The organism is Pristimantibacillus sp. PTI5 (assembly GCF_048572955.1).
GTDB lineage: Bacteria > Bacillota > Bacilli > Paenibacillales > Paenibacillaceae > Pristimantibacillus.
This window is the reverse complement of sequence record NZ_CP183886.1, coordinates 2,559,761-2,577,785: the sequence shown is the minus strand read 5'-3', so window position 1 is coordinate 2,577,785 and position 18,025 is coordinate 2,559,761. Positions and strand designations below refer to the sequence as shown.

Annotated in this window: 14 protein-coding genes; 12 read left to right on the top strand and 2 right to left on the bottom strand. The window is 50.7% G+C overall.

Annotated elements, in window-relative coordinates; translation table 11 throughout:
• Positions 1–4 precede the first annotated feature (4 nt).
• Genes ACN6MW_RS11555 through argH form a run of 4 tightly spaced genes read left to right on the top strand, consistent with a single transcriptional unit; the run spans position 5 to position 4,934 of the window.
• Positions 5–1,207 carry an acetylornithine transaminase gene (locus ACN6MW_RS11555; protein WP_364151628.1) on the top strand — a complete coding sequence of 401 codons (1,203 nt, stop codon included), beginning with the start codon at positions 5–7 and terminating at the stop codon, positions 1,205–1,207.
• 45 nt (positions 1,208–1,252) lie between these two features.
• Positions 1,253–2,212 (top strand): ornithine carbamoyltransferase, encoded by a 960-nt coding sequence (gene argF / locus ACN6MW_RS11550; RefSeq protein WP_419875544.1) that lies wholly within the window; start codon positions 1,253–1,255, stop codon positions 2,210–2,212.
• Positions 2,213–2,262: 50 nt separating this feature from the next.
• Complete coding sequence (locus ACN6MW_RS11545) at positions 2,263–3,492, top strand: argininosuccinate synthase (RefSeq protein WP_419875543.1); 1,230 nt, start codon at positions 2,263–2,265, stop codon at positions 3,490–3,492.
• 26 nt (positions 3,493–3,518) lie between these two features.
• The gene (argH, locus tag ACN6MW_RS11540) at positions 3,519–4,934 is read left to right on the top strand and encodes an argininosuccinate lyase (RefSeq protein ID WP_364151619.1); all 1,416 of its coding nucleotides are present in this window, start codon (positions 3,519–3,521) and stop codon (positions 4,932–4,934) included.
• A gap of 109 nt (positions 4,935–5,043) precedes the next feature.
• Here the strand turns inward: argH and ACN6MW_RS11535 are convergent, their stop codons facing one another.
• Complete coding sequence (locus ACN6MW_RS11535) at positions 5,044–6,372, bottom strand: VanW family protein (protein ID WP_419875542.1); 1,329 nt, start codon at positions 6,370–6,372, stop codon at positions 5,044–5,046.
• Between the two features lie 18 nt (positions 6,373–6,390).
• Here ACN6MW_RS11535 and ACN6MW_RS11530 point away from each other — a divergent pair, with 18 nt between their 5' ends.
• From ACN6MW_RS11530 to ACN6MW_RS11505, 6 genes are all read left to right on the top strand, one after another.
• On the top strand, positions 6,391–6,513 hold the full coding sequence (locus tag ACN6MW_RS11530) for a hypothetical protein (protein ID WP_419875541.1): 123 nt from the start codon (positions 6,391–6,393) through the stop codon (positions 6,511–6,513).
• A 185-nt stretch (positions 6,514–6,698) separates the two neighbouring features.
• Positions 6,699–7,385: a cell division ATP-binding protein FtsE gene (gene ftsE, locus ACN6MW_RS11525; protein ID WP_419875540.1), complete on the top strand. Its 687-nt coding sequence runs from the start codon at positions 6,699–6,701 to the stop codon at positions 7,383–7,385.
• Complete coding sequence (ftsX, locus tag ACN6MW_RS11520) at positions 7,375–8,292, top strand: permease-like cell division protein FtsX (RefSeq protein WP_419875539.1); 918 nt, start codon at positions 7,375–7,377, stop codon at positions 8,290–8,292. Before ftsE ends, ftsX begins: the two co-directional genes overlap by 11 nt.
• A gap of 12 nt (positions 8,293–8,304) precedes the next feature.
• The gene (locus tag ACN6MW_RS11515; protein ID WP_419875538.1) at positions 8,305–9,564 is read left to right on the top strand and encodes a murein hydrolase activator EnvC family protein; all 1,260 of its coding nucleotides are present in this window, start codon (positions 8,305–8,307) and stop codon (positions 9,562–9,564) included.
• Between the two features lie 181 nt (positions 9,565–9,745).
• On the top strand, positions 9,746–11,203 hold the full coding sequence (locus ACN6MW_RS11510; protein WP_419875537.1) for a S41 family peptidase: 1,458 nt from the start codon (positions 9,746–9,748) through the stop codon (positions 11,201–11,203).
• A gap of 106 nt (positions 11,204–11,309) precedes the next feature.
• On the top strand, positions 11,310–12,605 hold the full coding sequence (locus ACN6MW_RS11505; protein ID WP_419875536.1) for a serine protease: 1,296 nt from the start codon (positions 11,310–11,312) through the stop codon (positions 12,603–12,605).
• Positions 12,606–12,673: 68 nt separating this feature from the next.
• On the opposite strand, the gene ACN6MW_RS11500 is transcribed toward ACN6MW_RS11505, so the two are convergent.
• Positions 12,674–12,742, bottom strand: coding sequence for a hypothetical protein (locus ACN6MW_RS11500; protein WP_419876328.1), 69 nt, complete (start codon positions 12,740–12,742; stop codon positions 12,674–12,676).
• A 352-nt stretch (positions 12,743–13,094) separates the two neighbouring features.
• On the opposite strand from ACN6MW_RS11500, the gene uvrB reads away from it, so the two are divergent.
• Together uvrB and uvrA are read left to right on the top strand one after the other, a co-directional pair.
• Complete coding sequence (uvrB, locus tag ACN6MW_RS11495) at positions 13,095–15,095, top strand: excinuclease ABC subunit UvrB (protein ID WP_419875535.1); 2,001 nt, start codon at positions 13,095–13,097, stop codon at positions 15,093–15,095.
• A 16-nt stretch (positions 15,096–15,111) separates the two neighbouring features.
• Positions 15,112–17,994, top strand: a complete 2,883-nt coding sequence (uvrA, locus tag ACN6MW_RS11490; RefSeq protein WP_419875534.1) for an excinuclease ABC subunit UvrA — start codon at positions 15,112–15,114, stop codon at positions 17,992–17,994.
• Positions 17,995–18,025 lie beyond the last annotated feature (31 nt).

The window sequence follows — 18,025 nt, the reverse complement described above, 5'->3', positions numbered from 1 at the left end:
GTCGATGAGTGAGACAAATACAGCGGCTGCTGTTGACCAATCTTTATTTCCTACCTATGCAAGGTATCCAATCGCGCTGGTGAAGGGCGAAGGAAGCTGGCTGTGGGATGACAAAGGAAATAAATACTTAGATTTCATGAGCGGTATTGCCGTTACGAATCTCGGGCATGCTCCTAAACAAATCAAAGCGGCTTTAATCAAGCAGCTGGATGAGCTGTGGCATGTATCTAATTTGTTTCATATTCCGAACCAAGCGGATGCAGGCAAGCTTATTACCGATAACAGCTGCGCGGATGCCGTTTTTTTCTGCAATTCGGGCGCCGAAGCGAACGAAGCGGCAATAAAGCTGGCACGTCGTTATAATCAGAAGGTGCTGAATAACGGCCGTTTTGAAATCATTACCTTCGAGCAATCCTTTCATGGCCGGACGCTTGCGACGCTGACGGCAACGGGCCAAGCCAAGGTAAAGGAAGGCTTTGCGCCGCTCCCTGAAGGCTTTAAGACCATCCCTTTGAATGACCTAGCTGCGCTGGAAGCGGCGATCTCTGATCAGACCGCAGCGATTATGCTGGAGATGGTTCAAGCGGAAGGCGGTATTAATCCCGTCGATCCCGAATACCTGAAGGGGCTTGTCGCTTTGTGCGAGAAGCATGGCATTCTGCTTATCGCGGATGAGATCCAAACCGGCATGGGACGCACAGGCAAGCTGTTTGCATATGAGCATTACGGCATTGAGCCTGACATTTTCACCATGGCCAAAGGTCTCGGAAGCGGCTTCCCGGTCGGTGCTATGGCAGCGAAGGAGAAGCTTCGAGAAGGCTTTACCGCAGGCAGCCATGGATCGACGTTCGGAGGAACTCCAATCGCGACAGCCGTTGTGAAGGCGACGCTGGAGACGATTGTGGGAGAAGGTCTCTCTGAGCGTGCTGCGCAAAAGGGGAGCTACTTGATTTCGCAGCTTCGCGAGAAGCTGGCAGGCAATGCTTTTGTGAAAGAGGTGCGCGGCCTTGGCCTGCTCGTAGGGATCGAATGCGCGGAGCCGATTGCCGAAATTTTGAACCAAGCGCAGGAGCGCGGACTGATCGTCATTTCGGCAGGACCGAATGTCATTCGCCTGCTGCCTAATTTGTTAGTTACGGATGAAGAAATCGATACGGCAGTTTCACTTTTGGCAGAACTGTTGGAAGAGAAGCGGCCCGTCGTTTAATAAGATGAGCATACAGATTGTTTGAACCTGAAGGAGGGCTACACCATGCAAGGAACTGTAAACGAGGAATTGGCGCAAAGCTTGAAGGGGCGCGACTTTCTAATGCTGGTTGATTTCAAGCCGGAGGAAATCCGTTACTTGATCGACCTCGCCATTGACCTGAAGCAAAAACAAAAAGCAGGCGAAACCCATCATGTGCTCAAAGGAAAAACGCTCGGGATGATTTTTGAGAAATCGTCGACGCGTACGCGTGTTTCTTTTGAAGTGGGCATGTACCAGCTTGGCGGACAAGGTCTATTTCTTAGCGGAAATGACCTGCAAATCGGCCGCGGCGAGACGATCTGGGATACAGCTCAGACGCTGTCCCGATACCTCGACGGCATTATGATTCGTACATTCGCGCACCGTAAAGTCGTTGAGCTTGCCCGCGGGGCGACAATTCCGGTTATTAACGGATTGACGGATCTCTCGCATCCTTGCCAAGCGCTTGCGGACTACCAAACCATTCTTGAGCAAAAGGGCCGTCTGGAAGGCTTGAAAATCGCATACATCGGCGATGGCAACAACATGACGCATTCCCTGCTCATGGGTGCTGCAAAGCTTGGTCTTCATATGTCGGTTGCGACGCCGGAAGGCTATGAGCCGGATTCGGATATCATTCAGCAAACGAAGGATCATGCCGCTGAGACGGGCTCGAAAATTCATATTTGCCGCGATCCGAAGGAAGCGATTGCCGATGCGGATATCGTATACACTGACGTGTGGGCGAGTATGGGACAGGAAGCGGAGCAGAAGGAACGCGAGGTTGCTTTTGCCGCTTATCAGGTGAACGAGGCGTTAACGAAATACGCGAAAAAGGATTACCTCTTTATGCACTGCTTGCCGGCTCACCGCGGCGAAGAAGTGAGCGAAGGCGTAATCGACGGCGACAGCTCCATTATTTTTGACCAGGCGGAAAACCGTCTCCATGCGCAAAAAGCGATCATGGCTGCAATTATGTCCTAGCATAACCGCTTAACGATATGAATTCATTCGAAGGGAAGTAAAATACTACTATGGCAAAAGAAAAAATCGTGCTCGCCTATTCAGGCGGCCTGGATACATCGGTTATCCTCAAATGGTTGAAAGAAACATATGACGCGGAAATTATCGCATTCACGGCTGATATCGGCCAAAAGGACGAGCTTGACGGCTTGGAAGCGAAAGCACTCGCTACCGGCGCTTCCAAAGTGTACATTGACGATCTTCGCGATGAGTTCGCAAAGGACTTTATCTATCCGATGTTCCAAGCAGGAACGCTGTATGAAGGCCAATACCTGCTCGGCACCTCGATTGCCCGCCCGCTTATCGCAAAGCGTATGGTTGATATCGCACGCGCGGAAGGCGCGGCTTATATCGCGCATGGCGCAACAGGCAAAGGCAACGACCAAGTTCGTTTCGAGCTGACTGCTGCCGCGCTTGCTCCGGAGATCGGCGTTATTGCTCCTTGGAGACTTGAAGCATTCCGCGAGGAATTCCCGGGCCGTGCCGAAATGATCGCTTACGCGGAAAAACACAACATTCCGGTTACCGCATCCGCTGCGAAGCCGTATTCGACCGACCGCAACCTGCTGCATATCAGCTTTGAGAGCGGCATGCTCGAAGATCCTTGGTTTGATCCAAGCTCCGAAGAGAACGAGAGCATGTATGTGTTGAGCGTATCTCCAGAGAACGCGCCGGATAAAGCCGAATATGTCGAGCTTACTTTTGCGGAAGGCAATTGTACGGCAATTAACGGCAAGGAGCTCAGCCCGCTTGAGGTGATGGATATGCTCAACGAGCTTGGCGGCAAGCACGGCATTGGACGTGTTGACATGGTAGAAAACCGTTTCGTTGGCATGAAGAGCCGCGGCGTATATGAAACACCTGGCGGAACGATCCTGTTCACCGCTCACCGCAAAATGGAATCCTTGACCATGGACCGCGAGGTTATGCATCTTCGCGACTCCTTGATTGCAAAATACAGCCAGCTTGTTTATAACGGCTTCTGGTTCGCGCCGGAACGTCTTGCTCTGCAAGCATTGGTATCGGAATCGCAAAAGAACGTGAGCGGCGTCGTTCGCTTGAAGCTTTACAAAGGAAACGTTATCGGAGCAGGCGTGCAAAGCCCGGTTAGCTTGTACAATCCTGACATTGCAACGATGGAAGCAGATCCGTCCAAAGCGTACGATCAAGGCGATGCGACAGGCTTCATCCGTCTGAACGCTTTGCGTCTGAAGGTATCCTCTGCTGTCAGCAATAAATAAGGTTTACAAGGGAGTGTAACGAACCAGTGAGTAAATTATGGGGTGGCCGTTTTACGAAAAAAACGGACCAATTGGTAGAGGAATACACAGCTTCGATTATGTTTGACAAGGAGCTGGCCGAAGAAGATATTCAAGGCAGCCTGGCGCATGTAACGATGCTGGGCAAACAGGGAATTCTTCCAGCCGATGACGTAGAGAAGATCAAGGACGGATTGCACCGCGTCCTGCAACGCATTAAACGCGACGATATTGAATTCTCCATCGGCGACGAGGATATTCACATGAATATCGAGAAGACGCTGATTGATGATGTAGGCTCCGTAGGCGGCAAGCTACACACGGGACGCAGCCGGAATGACCAAGTAGCGACGGATATGCATTTGTGGCTTCGCAAGCGCGTAGTGGAGTTTGTTGATATGCTCTACAAGCTCCAGTCTGCGCTTATTGGGCAAGCGAAAGCGAATATTGACACGATTGTGCCGGGCTATACGCATTTGCAGCGCGCGCAGCCGATTCTATTCGCTCATCATTTGATGGCATATGTATCGATGTTCGGACGTGATATTGAACGTCTGCAGGACAGCTACAAACGCATCAACGTGCTTCCGCTTGGAGCGGGTGCGCTTGCGGGGACAACGTTCCCGATCGATCGCCATTTCGTAGCCAGCCAGCTGAAATTCGACCGTGTGTATGAGAACAGCCTGGATGCGGTCAGCGACCGTGACTTTATTGTTGAGTTCCTAGCTGACGCCTCAATCATCATGATGCATCTATCGCGTTTAAGCGAGGAACTCATTCTTTGGTCAAGCACGGAGTTTCATTTTGTTGAGCTGGATGATGCTTTCTGTACGGGAAGCAGCATTATGCCGCAAAAGAAAAATCCGGACGTTCCCGAGCTTGTTCGCGGCAAAACCGGACGCGTATACGGGGATCTTGTCGGCTTGCTGACGGTGCTCAAATCGCTGCCGCTTGCCTATAACAAGGATATGCAGGAAGACAAAGAAGGCATGTTCGACACCGTGAAGACGCTGCAAGGCGCGCTTCAGTTGTTCGCTCCGATGATCGCGACGATGAAAGTGAACAAGGAACGCATGCGTCAAGCGGTCAATCAGGATTTCTCGAACGCAACGGATATTGCCGACTTTCTCGTTGGCAAAGGCTTGCCTTTCCGCCAAGCGCATGAGGTGATCGGCAAAACGGTATTGTATTGCATCGAGCAAAACAAATACTTGCTGGATCTTACGCTGGAGGAATTCAAGCAGTTCTCTTCGCTGTTCGACGATCGTATCTATGCGGTGCTTCAACCGGAGCAGGTCGTGAATGCGCGTAACGTTTACGGCGGTACGGCAAAAACGCAGGTTCAGGATGCAATTGGACGCGCGGAGCTTGCATTGGAGCAAACGGCGGCATGGGTTACCGAGTATTTAGAACGCAGCAGATAAGTAAATTCGCCTTTACTGGCGTTGCCAATAGAAAAGCAGTTCAGTCAACAGCCTTCGCAGGCTGATGGCTGAACTGCTTTTTTTTTGCTCTTAATAAAGCTCTTATTTATTAAATGCCATCCTCCAGCAACGGCTCCGTTGTTTCTGGCGCAGGAGTCGGCGTTGCCGACGGACCGCTCGCGCCTTTATGCGGACCTACCTCGATAACGGTAGGCTGCGCCTTGTAAGTATCGCGGGAGACGCGGTCTCTCGAGACGACTTTTCCGTCAAGCAAATGCGTACGGTAAGTTTCGACAACAAAGCCTTGCTTGCCTGATTCGACGGTAACCTTTTGGCCTGGGGATAAGTTAGGATTGCTTCTCTCCCGAACGGAGGGATCAAGCGTCTTGAGCGTAACGGACTCAATATCGTACCGTTCATCTGCGTCCATCGTACCGAACAGCTTGACGGTAAGCGTACGGTTCTCCACGACGGTGCGGATGATGAGATGTTTACCTGTCGTATTTTTGAAACGGAAATTAATCGCTCCTCCCGCGTAAGTAGCATCTTGCCCGATAGGTAAGTAGGCTACAGGCAGGGAGTGGTTGCGGCGTTCCACGATCTCTAAGCCGGCTCGCAGCGCCGCGTTATAAAGGGTGCTCGATACCTGGCATATCCCGCCCCCAATGCCCGGTACGAGTTTCCCGTTCAAAATAACCGGGGCTTCGCGGTAGTCGTAAAGCTCCTCGGCCTTTTCGATCAGCTTGTTGTAGTCGAATATTTCATTGGGAGCGAGTTCCCAATCGTTTAGCGCCTCCGCCGTGACGGTAACATTATAGGCGCGTCCTTCCGCGCTCGTCTTGAAAGCGGTGGAAAACTCAATAATTTTGCGCTCGATTCCTTCCTCCTTTAACTTCTCAAGCGTGAGCTCGGGATGAATGGCGGTAATGGGGAGCGAAGCCTTAAAAGCTTTCTCTACCGGAGCACCGATTTGCTCCTTCTCAAGAACAACCCATTTATCGACCTGATCAGTGAGCTCTCCCGTATCCAGACGGTAAGCATCGACATGAGGCTCGTAGATCACCTTATCGTCGTCCGTAATGGTACGTGTTGCGTTTTTGGTCTCGTTCTTTTCAATCCAGCTCCACTGCTTGCGCACAGCGGCATCAAAGGCCTCAGGCTTCCAGCTCTGCAAAAACGCATACGATTTCCGGAATTGATACCGGTAGACAGCACGCTCCCATATATCTCCCTCGCCAAGCTTTGTTAAGGCTTCGCGTGCTTCATCGAATCTCGCCGTATAACCGAGCTCGGATACGGTCCATTGCTTGCTGTCGTTCGCCGCAGCCGAAGCATGAATCGTTATCGTGCGCTGAAGCAATGATTTCTCGTATTGATCTAGCAGATTCAAGGCTTCCTGTACAGGCAGACCGCCGATTTGTATGCCGCCTGCATCCACCTGCTCAGGAACGGTTTTTTGAAGCGCGTAATTCCAGACAAAGCCCCAGCCGACAGCTGCAAGAAGCAGCAGGGAGGCAATGACGATAATGCCAATGTGTATACGTTTGACGATACGAATCGCTCCTTTCTGCGCGTTTAAAACAAGGCAGTCTTACATGTATATGCAGCATGCCTTGTAATTTTGTCTATAGCGCAGTCAGTGCCCGATTCGACAAATGATTTTTAGATGAGATTTGTGAAAAATGAGGAAAGTCAGCTTCTTATGAAGGAATTCAGCACAAACTGTCGAAATAGTATTACTGACTATAAACAGGATGTGATGATGTGATTGAGATGCAAGACATATGGAAAACGTACACCGACGGAACGCATGCTTTAAGAGGCGTCTCTGTTCGTATAGATCGCAATGAGTTTGTATATTTAGTAGGACCGTCAGGCGCAGGTAAATCGACATTTATGAAGTTGATTTATCGCGAGGAAGTACCGACAAAAGGCCAGATTTCAGTTAACGGATTCAATATCGGCAAGCTGAAGCCGCGTAAAATTCCGTTTGTTAGACGAAATATAGGCGTAATTTTTCAGGACTTTAGACTATTACCCAAATTAACGGTGTTTGAAAACGTCGCTTTCGCGATGGAAGTTATAGAAGCGCCGACCCGTGTGATCAAGAGAAGGACGATGGAGGTGCTCGAACTCGTCGGTCTTAAGCATAAACATGCCAGTCTGCCCGCGCAGTTATCAGGCGGTGAGCAGCAGAGGGTATCCATTGCGAGGGCGATCGTAAATAATCCTTCGGTTATTGTGGCGGACGAGCCTACGGGAAACTTGGATCCAGAGACGTCGCTCGGCATCATGAACCTGCTCGAAGAAATTAATTTCCGCGGCGCGACAATCGTAATGGCTACTCATAACCGGGATATCGTTAACTCCATGCGCAAACGCGTCATTGCAATCGAGAACGGCAATATCGTGCGTGACGAGGCAAGAGGGGAGTACGGCTATGAAGTTTAGAACCGTAACCCGGCACCTGCGGGAAGGCGCCAAAAACATCATTCGAAACGGATGGATGTCTTTCGCTTCGATGAGCTCTATTTTTATATCGCTGTTCATTCTCGGCATCTTTTTGTTAATGGCTTTGAACGTGAATCATATGGCTGCGCAGATCGAAAGCCAAGTGCAAATTCGGGTGTTCCTTCAATTAAACGTCGATAAAGCGAAGATTACGGAGCTTCAGAACAAAATCGGCAATCTTACTGAAGTGAAAAAAGTAACGTTTGTGTCCAAAGCAGAGGGACTGGAGCTGCTGCGTAAAAATCTGGGTGAAGATAACAAAGATTTATTGGATGGTTACGAAAAAGAAAAAAATCCGCTGCCGGATTCGTTCACGGTAGAGGTTTATGATCCGCAATCGATCGAGGCTGCAGCGAAGCAGATCGATGCAATCAATAAAGCAGATGAACTTGTGCCGATTGCCAAAGTCAAATATGGGCAGGGCACCGTTGAGACATTGTTCAAAATTACAAACGCCGTACGTTACGTAGGTATCGTCGTTGTCGTCGGTTTATCGGTAACGGCCATGTTCCTGATCTCAAACACAATTAAAATGACCATTATCGCCAGGAGACGGGAAATCGGCATCATGAAGCTGGTCGGAGCTACGAATTCATTTATTCGCTGGCCGTTTTTCATTGAAGGCGCCTTAATCGGAATCATTAGTTCAGTTATTACTACGATAGCCGTTTTGATCGGGTATTCGCAACTGGTAAAGATTACGCAAATGGAACTGTCGCTCATGATGATTAAGCTGGTTACTTTAGAGGAGTCCGGCATGATGACTGCCGTGCTGCTTATCGGTCTTGGTACCATTATCGGTGTTTGGGGAAGTACGATTTCGATACGAAAGTATTTGAAAGTGTAGGTGGATACGTACGTGAAGAAGAGGAAATGGCTATTATTTGTCGCAATGATGATGCTTACGGTATTTGTATTACAGCCAACTGGAGGAGAGGCAGCTTCTCTTAGCGATATTAAGAAACAAATTGCAGCCGCGAAAGCGGAGATGCGGGCAGCGGAGCAGCGGGCCGCCAAAGCGGAGCGGGAAGCAGCCAGCGTGCATCAGCAGGCAGCATCGGCAAAGAACGAGAAGGTCGATATTGAAGGCAAGAAAACGGAGGCGGAAGCATCCATTGCTAACCTGATGGCAGAAATCGACAATGTCGTCATCAACAAAACAAAAACGCAAGCGCAAAGCGACGCAAAGGAAGAGGAACTGCTGCAAACCGGGCTTGAGCTCGAGCAGGCCGAAGAACGCGTTAAGACGCGCGACGAGCTTTTGCAGTCACGTATGCGCCTTATGTATACGAACGGATTCGTTTCTTATATGGACGTGCTGTTAAGCGCGACAAGCTTTACTGATTTTGTCGATCGCTTTGATGCGCTTCAATCCATCTTGTCGCAGGACCGCGACATCCTAGCCGAGCAAAGAGCGGAAAAGGAGCTCGTCGCCCTTAAGAAGGTCGAGGTTGAGAAGCAGTTTGCCGAAGTAAAGGCGATCTACGCGAAGCTGGAGCTGTATGAAGCGCATTTGGTAAAAAAGGAACAAGAAAAAGAAATCATGATCGCAAACTACAACAGCAATATCAAACAGCTTAATAGAGAGCTGCAGCAGATCGACAGCACCTTGGAAGAGCTTGAAGGAATAAGCGAGGAGCAGGAAGCTCTGCTCATGGAGCTCGCTGCGAAAGTATCTAAGCTGAACGCCGAGAAAAATAGAATTTCAAATCCTTATTCCGGCGGCAAGCTTGGCATGCCGATTAAGGATAATTATCGGATCAGCTCGAACTTTGGCACGAGGGTTCATCCGATTACCGGCAAAAGGCATACGCATACGGGGATGGATTTTGCCGCTCCGCAGGGTACTGATATTTTTGCGGCGGAGGATGGCGTCGTGCTAGTCGCGCAAACATGGAGCAGCTATGGAAATTGCGTCATTATCGACCATGGTAACGGCATCTGGACGCTTTACGGACATATCCGCAATGGCGGCATTAAAGTCGAGAAGGGCGAGAAGGTCAAAAAAGGCCAAAAAATTGCCGAAGTTGGCAGTACGGGCAACTCGACTGGACCGCATTTGCATTTTGAAGTGCGCAAAAACCAAACGCCGGTTAATCCAAGCAGCTATTTAAAATAAGCAATTATTCATAACCTAAATCCAGAGGCAGCCCATGTGGCTGCCTTGTTTGAAATCTAAGATCGCATAATCACGAAATGATCATCTTTACCGGTTGAGACAAATAATTGTAAGCGGGTTGTCATATACTAGGGTGGTCTTAAATCTAAGACCGTGGAAGATGAGAAGGTGGTGTAGACAGGTGCATTTCAAAGGACGCACTGTATTCGCGTTCGTTATGCTAACGATGATAGCGTCCGTACTCGTTACGCTGACGATAGCGGATCAAATGATTAAGCCCGATAATCACTCGGCGCCTGCACTCTCGGCAGCGGCAGCCGAAGAGGGCGAGCGTTTCAGGCTGAAAGAAGAAGAGCTGACAAAGCTTAACGCGGTATTAGAATTAATCGAAACAAAATATTATCAAAAGGTCGATCGCCATGAGCTGCTTGACGGTGCCGTGAGCGGAATGATGTCTTCGCTGGATGATCCTTACTCCGTCTATATGGAGAAAGACGTCGCGCAGCATTTTTCGGAATCGATTGAGGGCTCATTCACGGGTATCGGGGCTGAGGTAACACTTGAAAACGGACGCATCGTTGTCGTGTCCCCAATCAAGGGCTCGCCGGCGGAACGTTCCGGTTTATTGGCAAAGGACGTGCTATTGTCGGTGAACGGCGACAAGCTTGACGGCTTGAACCTACAGGATGCCGTAGCCAAAATCCGTGGTCCAAAAGGGACGAAAGCAAAAATCCAGGTGCAGCGGGCAGGCTTCTCGGAGCCGATACAGCTCGTACTCATCCGCGATGATATCGATGTGGAAACCGTGTACGGCAGTCTGCGTCCCGACGGGACAGGCATCATTGAAATTAGGCAGTTTTCTTTGCATACGGCTGAGCGATTCAAGCAGGAGCTAGCTAAGCTGGAGGAGCAAGGAATGAAGGGCCTCGTATTGGATGTGCGAAACAATCCGGGCGGCGTGCTGCCGGTTGTCGTCGAGATCGCACAAACCTTTTTGCCCAAGGGCGCGACGGTTGTGCAGGTGGAGGACCGGGAAGGCAATCGGGAGAAGACGCTGTCTGAGGGACAAAGCAAAACGTATCCGATTGCGGTACTTATGAACAATGGCAGCGCAAGCGCATCGGAGATTTTAGCGGGCGCTTTGCAGGAAGGCGCCGGAGCGAAGCTGGTCGGCGAGACTTCATTCGGCAAGGGTACCGTACAGGTGAGCTATAATAAAGCGCTTGGAGACGGAAGCCTATTGAAGATGACCATCGCTAAATGGTTAACGCCAAAAGGCAATTGGATCCATGAGAATGGAATTAAGCCTGATATTGCCGTTCAGCCGCCAGGGTTATATACGGTAGCCAGACTTGCGCTTGCCGAGACGCTGAAGCAGGATACACTGGGCGAGCAGGTGCGAAGCGTACAAATCATGCTGCGCGGGCTTGGTTACGATCCGAAGCGGGATGACGGTTATTTCGGAGCGGAAACGGCAGCAGCCGTTAAGAAATTCCAATCGGAGCACAGCTTGTCGGCTACGGGACAAGTCGATAAGCAAACCGGAGAGGCTCTTGAGAAAGCCGTTGTGAAATGGATTCAGGATGAGAAGAATGACACGCAGCTGCATGAAGCAATTAAAGCTGTAGGCAGGAAATAATAAAGCTTTGTCGAATGTATAAGAGGTTGACTCTGTTTAACGGAGTCGGCCTTTTATTTTTTTATGCCTAAAAAGGTAATGTGGAACGAGCGAAGGAGTGTTAGCTTTGGAAACGGCGATCGAGTTACTGGAAATGCTCGGCAAAGCGGCTGTCCAATTAGTTGCACAGCCATTTTATTATATTGCGGTGTTATTTATCGTTTTACAATATTCGAGGCAAATACGGATGGAACGGCAATTGTTTGCGGTTAAGCTGCATAATTGGCCCGGTTTGGTATTGAAAGCCATGTTGGCGGGTTTGTTGATTGGCTTAGCCGTTTCCGTGGCAGGAGCGTTCGTTGGCGTCACATTAACCGGAACAGCGGTGCTTTGGCTGTGGGCGGTAGCGGCCGTCCTCATGATCATACGGATTCGATATTTGTGTTTTGCGTACAGCGCGGGAATCATTACCCTTCTTCAGTGGCTGGCGGGCTGGACGTCGCTGGACGAGAGGACAGATTGGCTCGGATCCATGGCTTCGTCGCTTGCAAGCATTGATGCGGCAGGGCTGCTTGTTTTGGTAGCGCTGCTTCATTTGGCGGAAGCCGTGCTTGTTCGGATGCAGGGCGACCGGCTGGCAACGCCGTTATTTCTTGAAGGAAAACGAGGCAAGCTGGTTGGCGGTTATATGCTGCAGGGCTTTTGGCCAGTCCCGCTTCTCATGTTAGTTCCTGCAAATGGGATCGAAGCTTCTACAACGGCACTGCCATGGACGCCGCTATTTGGGGCAGATTGGTCGCAGGGATGGTCTTTCGTAGCTTTGCCCATGATCATCGGTTTTACGGAAATGACAAGATCGTTATTGCCCGGCGAAAAAGCAAAGCATGCGGCCAAAGGGCTGCTGCTGTACAGCATATGCTTAGCGGGCGCGGCTATTTTGGCTTGGTGGCAGCCCATGCTGCTGCCGCTTGCGGCATTGGCATCGCTGCTTCTGCACGAGGCGATTATTTGGCGAAGCCGTATCAGGGAAGCTGCCCGCTCCCCGTTGTATGTCAATGATTCGCGCGGCTTGCGGATACTCGGCATCGTGCCCGGCACGCCTGCTTCGGCGATGGGGCTCGTTCCGGGCGAGATTTTGCATAAGGTAAACGGGATGCGTGTAAGGACAAAAGAGGATCTGTACGAGGCGCTTGTTCAAAACTCCGCATTTTGCAAGCTTGAGGTACTGAATCTGGATGGTGAGCTGAAGTTTGCGCAGCGGGCGCGTTTTGCAGGTGAGCATCATCAGCTGGGCGTGATTCTCGCCCCGGATGAACAGGCTAACTTTTATGCCTCGGCTGGGCCCGCTTCCTTGCTGGAGCTTCTTCGGAGCTACCATGCCTCTAACCGGCGCGAGTCGCAGGTGGAGAGAGCGGACCGTTGATTTTATATGGACGCATAGAAAAACAGACTGTACACGGACCTGGATCGGCCCGTATACAGTCTGTTTTTTTAAGCTTTCTTGCGTTTGAAACGAAGTGCAACTCCCAGTATGAGTAAGCTTAGGCCTAAAAGCTGCATGAGCAGGTAGCTTGGCTCCCCCGTTTTTGGAAGGGTAGGAATCGAAGGGGTAACGTTAATACCGCCTTGTGGAACCTCAACGTCAATCTCGAAGAATCGGCAAGGAACGGCAATCGAGTGTAGGCTTGGTTTAGGCGCGGGTCTTCGACGGGAAATACCTCAGCGGGAATCGGATAAGGATTCAGCTGAGCGTATTTTTTTTTGAATTCAGAACATTGCGCCGCTTGACAGATAACGGTATAATATACGGGAACAAACATTCTTATTTTGAATTGTCATATGAAATGAAATTCCTATAATTGACTATACTGTTAAGATAATAATATTTGAACGACGGGGGTGGAGGTTAGGCGTGAGTGAGCTTACTAAGGAAACGAAGCTGTTTGAGCTAAAGTCGGATTATACGCCGCAAGGGGACCAGCCGAAAGCGATCGAGCAGCTTTTGGAAGGAATAAAGGCCGGCAAGAGGCACCAGACACTGCTCGGCGCAACGGGTACAGGCAAGACATACACGGTTGCAAACATGATCGAGAAACTAAATCGGCCAACGCTCGTCATTGCGCATAATAAGACGCTTGCTGCTCAGCTGTGCAGCGAGTTTAAAACTTTTTTTCCGGATAACGCGGTAGAATATTTCGTGAGCTATTATGATTACTATCAGCCGGAAGCTTACATCCCTTCAACCGATACTTTCATCGAGAAGGATTCAAGCATCAACGATGAGATCGATAAGCTGCGGCATTCAGCGACGAGCTCTCTGTTCGAACGCCGCGACGTTATCATTGTAGCCAGCGTGTCCTGTATTTACGGTCTCGGATCGCCGACGGAATACGGAGGCCTGGTGTTCTCGCTCCGTGTAGGGATGGAGAAGCCGCGCGATGTCATTTTGCACAAACTGGTCGACATCCAGTACCAACGCAACGATATCAGCTTTACGCGGGGAACGTTTCGCGTCCGCGGCGATATCGTCGAGATTTTCCCCGTGTCCAATAATGAACGGGCCATCCGCGTGGAACTGTTCGGAGACGAAATCGAACGGATATCGGAGATTGATGTGCTGACGGGTGAAATTGTAGGCGAACGCGAACATATTGCGATCTTTCCGGCGTCTCACTTCGTAACGCAAGAAGAAACGATGAAGGTAGCGCTCGTTAACATTGAGAGAGAGCTTGAGGAGCGTTTAACCGAGCTGCGCGAGGCAGGCAAGCTGCTGGAAGCACAAAGGCTGGAGCAGCGGACGCGATACGATTTGGAAATGATGGCGGAAATGGGCTTTTGCTCGGGTATCGAGAACTATTCCGGACCGCTTACGTTTAGGGAGCGGGGAGCGACGCCTTACACGCTGCTGGATTATTTTCCTGACGACATGGTTATCGTCATCGATGAATCGCATGTCTCCCTGCCGCAAATCCGCGCCATGTACAACGGTGACCGCGCCAGGAAAGAGATGCTTGTCAATCATGGCTTCAGGCTTCCGTCAGCGATGGATAACCGGCCTCTCCGTTTCGAGGAATTTGAGGCGAAGGCGAAGCAGTTGGTTTATGTATCTGCAACGCCGGGCCCATACGAGATTGAACATACTGACAAAATGATCGAGCAAATCATACGGCCTACGGGTCTGATTGATCCGATCATAGACGTTCGCCCGACAAAAGGACAGATCGATGACCTCTTGAACGAAATCCGTGACCGGATATCGAAGGATGAGCGGGTGCTGGTCACGACACTGACCAAGAAGATGTCGGAGGATTTGACCGATTATATGAAGGAGATAGGCATTAAGGTAAGATATCTCCATTCCGATATAAAGACGCTGGAGCGCTTGGCTATTTTGCGGGATCTCAGGCTTGGCGTATTCCATGTGCTCATTGGAATCAACTTGCTCCGCGAAGGCTTGGATTTGCCGGAGGTGTCGCTGGTTACGATCCTCGATGCGGACAAAGAAGGGTTTCTGCGGTCCGACCGCGCGCTTATTCAAACGATCGGCCGCGCGGCGAGGAACAGCGAGGGCCGGGTTATTATGTACGGCGATAAAATAACCGATTCCATGGACCGCGCGATAAAAGAAACGGAACGCCGCCGCACGATACAGCTTGCCTATAACGAGAAGCATGGCGTTACGCCGCAAACGATACGCAAGAAAGTGCATGACGTCATTGAAGCGACGAAGGTTGCGGAGCAGAAGGCCGATTACTTGACCGGGGCCGGTGCGGGCAAGATGAACAAGAAGGAACGTCTGGCGCTTCTTCAAAGGCTGGAGGCGGAAATGAAAGATGCAGCGAAAAATCTGCAGTTCGAACGCGCGGCGGAGCTTCGGGATGCGCTGCTTGAGCTGCGAGCCGAGATGGGCTAAGTAGGAGGAGAAACGATTGGCTAGCGATAAAATAGTTATTAAGGGCGCACGCGCCCACAATCTCAAAAATATTGACGTCACGATACCGCGCGATAAGTTTGTGGTACTGACGGGTTTAAGCGGTTCGGGGAAATCCTCGCTCGCATTCGATACGATCTATGCGGAAGGGCAGCGCCGCTACGTGGAATCCTTATCCGCCTACGCGCGTCAATTCCTCGGACAAATGGAAAAGCCGGATGTTGATTCGATCGAAGGACTTTCTCCGGCCATTTCCATTGACCAGAAGACGACGAGCCGGAATCCGCGTTCCACTGTCGGAACGGTAACGGAAATTTACGACTATTTGCGGCTGCTGTTTGCGCGTATCGGCAAGCCGCATTGCCCGGAGCATGGAATAGAAATTACATCGCAGACCGTTGAACAGATGGTCGACCGGATCATGGAGTATCCGGAGAAGACGAAGCTTCAAATTTTGGCTCCTCTTATTTCAGGGCGCAAGGGTGAGCATACGAAGCTGCTGGCTGATATTCAGAAGCAAGGCTTCGTTCGGGTACGCGTGAATGGCGAGCTCCGTGAGCTTAGCGAGAAAATTGAGCTGGAGAAAAATAAAAAACATAGCATAGAGGTCGTTGTTGACCGCATTGTAGTGAAGTCGGATATTCAAACGAGGCTGGCCGATTCTCTGGAAACGGCGCTTAAATTGTCCGAAGGACGCGTACTCGTTGACATAATGGAGCAAGAGGAGCTGCTCTTCAGCTCCAATCTCGCTTGTCCGGAGTGCGGTTTTAGCATCGATGAGCTGGAGCCGCGCATGTTCTCCTTTAACAGTCCTTACGGCGCATGCCCGGATTGCGACGGTTTAGGCGTCAAAATGATCGTGGATCCGGATTTGCTCGTGCCGGATAGCAGCAAATCGATCGAAGATGCCGCTTTTCTGGCATGGGCAGGCAGCACCTCGAACTATTATCCGCAGTTTCTGAGCGCGGTTTGCGTGCATTACGGCATCCGGCAGGATGTACCGGTATCCGAGCTTGAGCCTGAGCAAATGAAGAAGCTGCTTTACGGAACCGGCGGAGAGCGTGTGCGCTTCCTATACGAGAACGATTTTGGCCATCGGAAAGAAGCGTATGTGCCATTCGAAGGTATCGTTCATAATTTGGAGCGCCGCTATAGGGATACCGCATCGGATATGATGCGCGAGCATATTGAGAACTACATGAGCGCCAAGCCGTGTGCAGGCTGTAAGGGACAGCGGCTTCGCAAGGAGAGCTTGGCCGTTACGATCCATACCCGAAATATATCTGAAGTTACCTCTTTCTCCATCGGGGATGCGCAGCGTTATTTCGATTCGCTGAAGCTTTCGCAGAAGGAGCTGGCGATCGCGAGTCTTATTTTGAAGGAGATCAACAGCCGTTTAGGGTTTCTTGTTAATGTCGGGCTTGAATATTTATCGTTAAGCCGTGCGGCGGGAACGCTGTCAGGCGGCGAAGCGCAGCGGATCCGGTTGGCGACACAAATCGGTTCCAGCTTGATGGGGGTTCTCTATATCTTGGACGAGCCGAGTATCGGCCTTCATCAGCGTGATAACGACCGATTGATCGAGACGCTTGAGCATATGCGCAACTTAGGCAATACGCTCATAGTCGTCGAGCATGACGAGGATACGATGCTCGCAGCCGACTATATTATTGATATCGGGCCCGGAGCAGGTATTCACGGCGGTATGGTCATTGCCGAAGGAACGCCTGAGGAAGTGATGGCGAATGAAAACTCGTTAACCGGACAATACTTGAGCGGACGCAAGTTCATTGAGGTGCCTGCTGAGCGGCGGAAGACGAACGAAAAATGGTTAGAGGTTCGCGGGGCGAAGGAAAATAACCTTAGAAACGTCAACGTGAAAATTCCACTCGGCGTATTCTCGGCGGTCACGGGTGTTTCAGGCTCAGGAAAATCGACCTTCGTAAACGAAATTCTATATAAGACACTGGCCCGCGACCTAAACAAAGCAAAGACACGGCCAGGTCAATACAAAGAGATGCGCGGCATTGAGCATTTGGAGAAGGTTATCGACATTGACCAATCGCCAATTGGCAGAACGCCAAGATCGAACCCCGCTACCTATACCGGCGTGTTTGATGACATCCGTGATTTGTACGCGACTACGACGGAATCAAAGGTTCGCGGTTACAAGAAAGGCCGGTTTAGCTTTAACGTTAAAGGCGGACGCTGTGAAGCTTGCCGCGGCGATGGAATCATCAAAATCGAGATGCATTTCCTGCCCGATGTGTATGTCCCTTGTGAAATTTGCAAAGGCAAGCGCTACAACCGCGAGACGCTTGAAGTGAAATACAAAGGCAAGAACATTGCGGAAGTGCTGGAAATGACGATCGAGGACGGCTGCTCCTTCTTTGAGAATATTCCACGTATTCACCGTAAGGTACAAACCTTGCTGGATGTTGGCCTTGGCTACATGAAGCTCGGTCAACCTGCAACGACGTTATCCGGAGGCGAGGCGCAGCGGGTGAAATTAGCCGCAGAGCTCTATCGTCGTTCAACGGGCAAAACGCTCTACATTTTGGATGAGCCGACTACAGGTTTGCATGTACATGATATCGACAGACTGTTGACCGTTCTGCATCGTTTGGTTGATTCAGGAGAGTCGGTGCTCGTTATCGAACATAACCTGGATGTCATCAAAACAGCGGACTACCTCATTGACCTAGGGCCGGAGGGCGGCAGCGGCGGCGGTTTGATCGTGGCAACGGGCACACCGGAGCAGGTGATTAAGGTAGAGAAGTCGTATACAGGCAAGTATTTGAAGCCAATTCTGGAGCGCGACCGTGCACGCACGGCTGCTCAACATAAAGAGAAGCAGAAGGTTGCTGCTTCGGCAGAATAATACGGAAACAGCAGACTGGAAAGCCTTGTCT

Bases quoted from the DNA above. Each gene is read 5' to 3' on its own strand.
- ACN6MW_RS11555 (WP_364151628.1), top strand. From the start codon at position 5: ATGAGTGAGACAAATACAGCGGCTGCTGTTGACCAATCTTTATTTCCT.
- argF (WP_419875544.1), top strand. From the start codon at position 1,253: ATGCAAGGAACTGTAAACGAGGAATTGGCGCAAAGCTTGAAGGGGCGC.
- ACN6MW_RS11545 (WP_419875543.1), top strand. From the start codon at position 2,263: ATGGCAAAAGAAAAAATCGTGCTCGCCTATTCAGGCGGCCTGGATACA.
- ftsX (WP_419875539.1), top strand. From the start codon at position 7,375: ATGAAGTTTAGAACCGTAACCCGGCACCTGCGGGAAGGCGCCAAAAAC.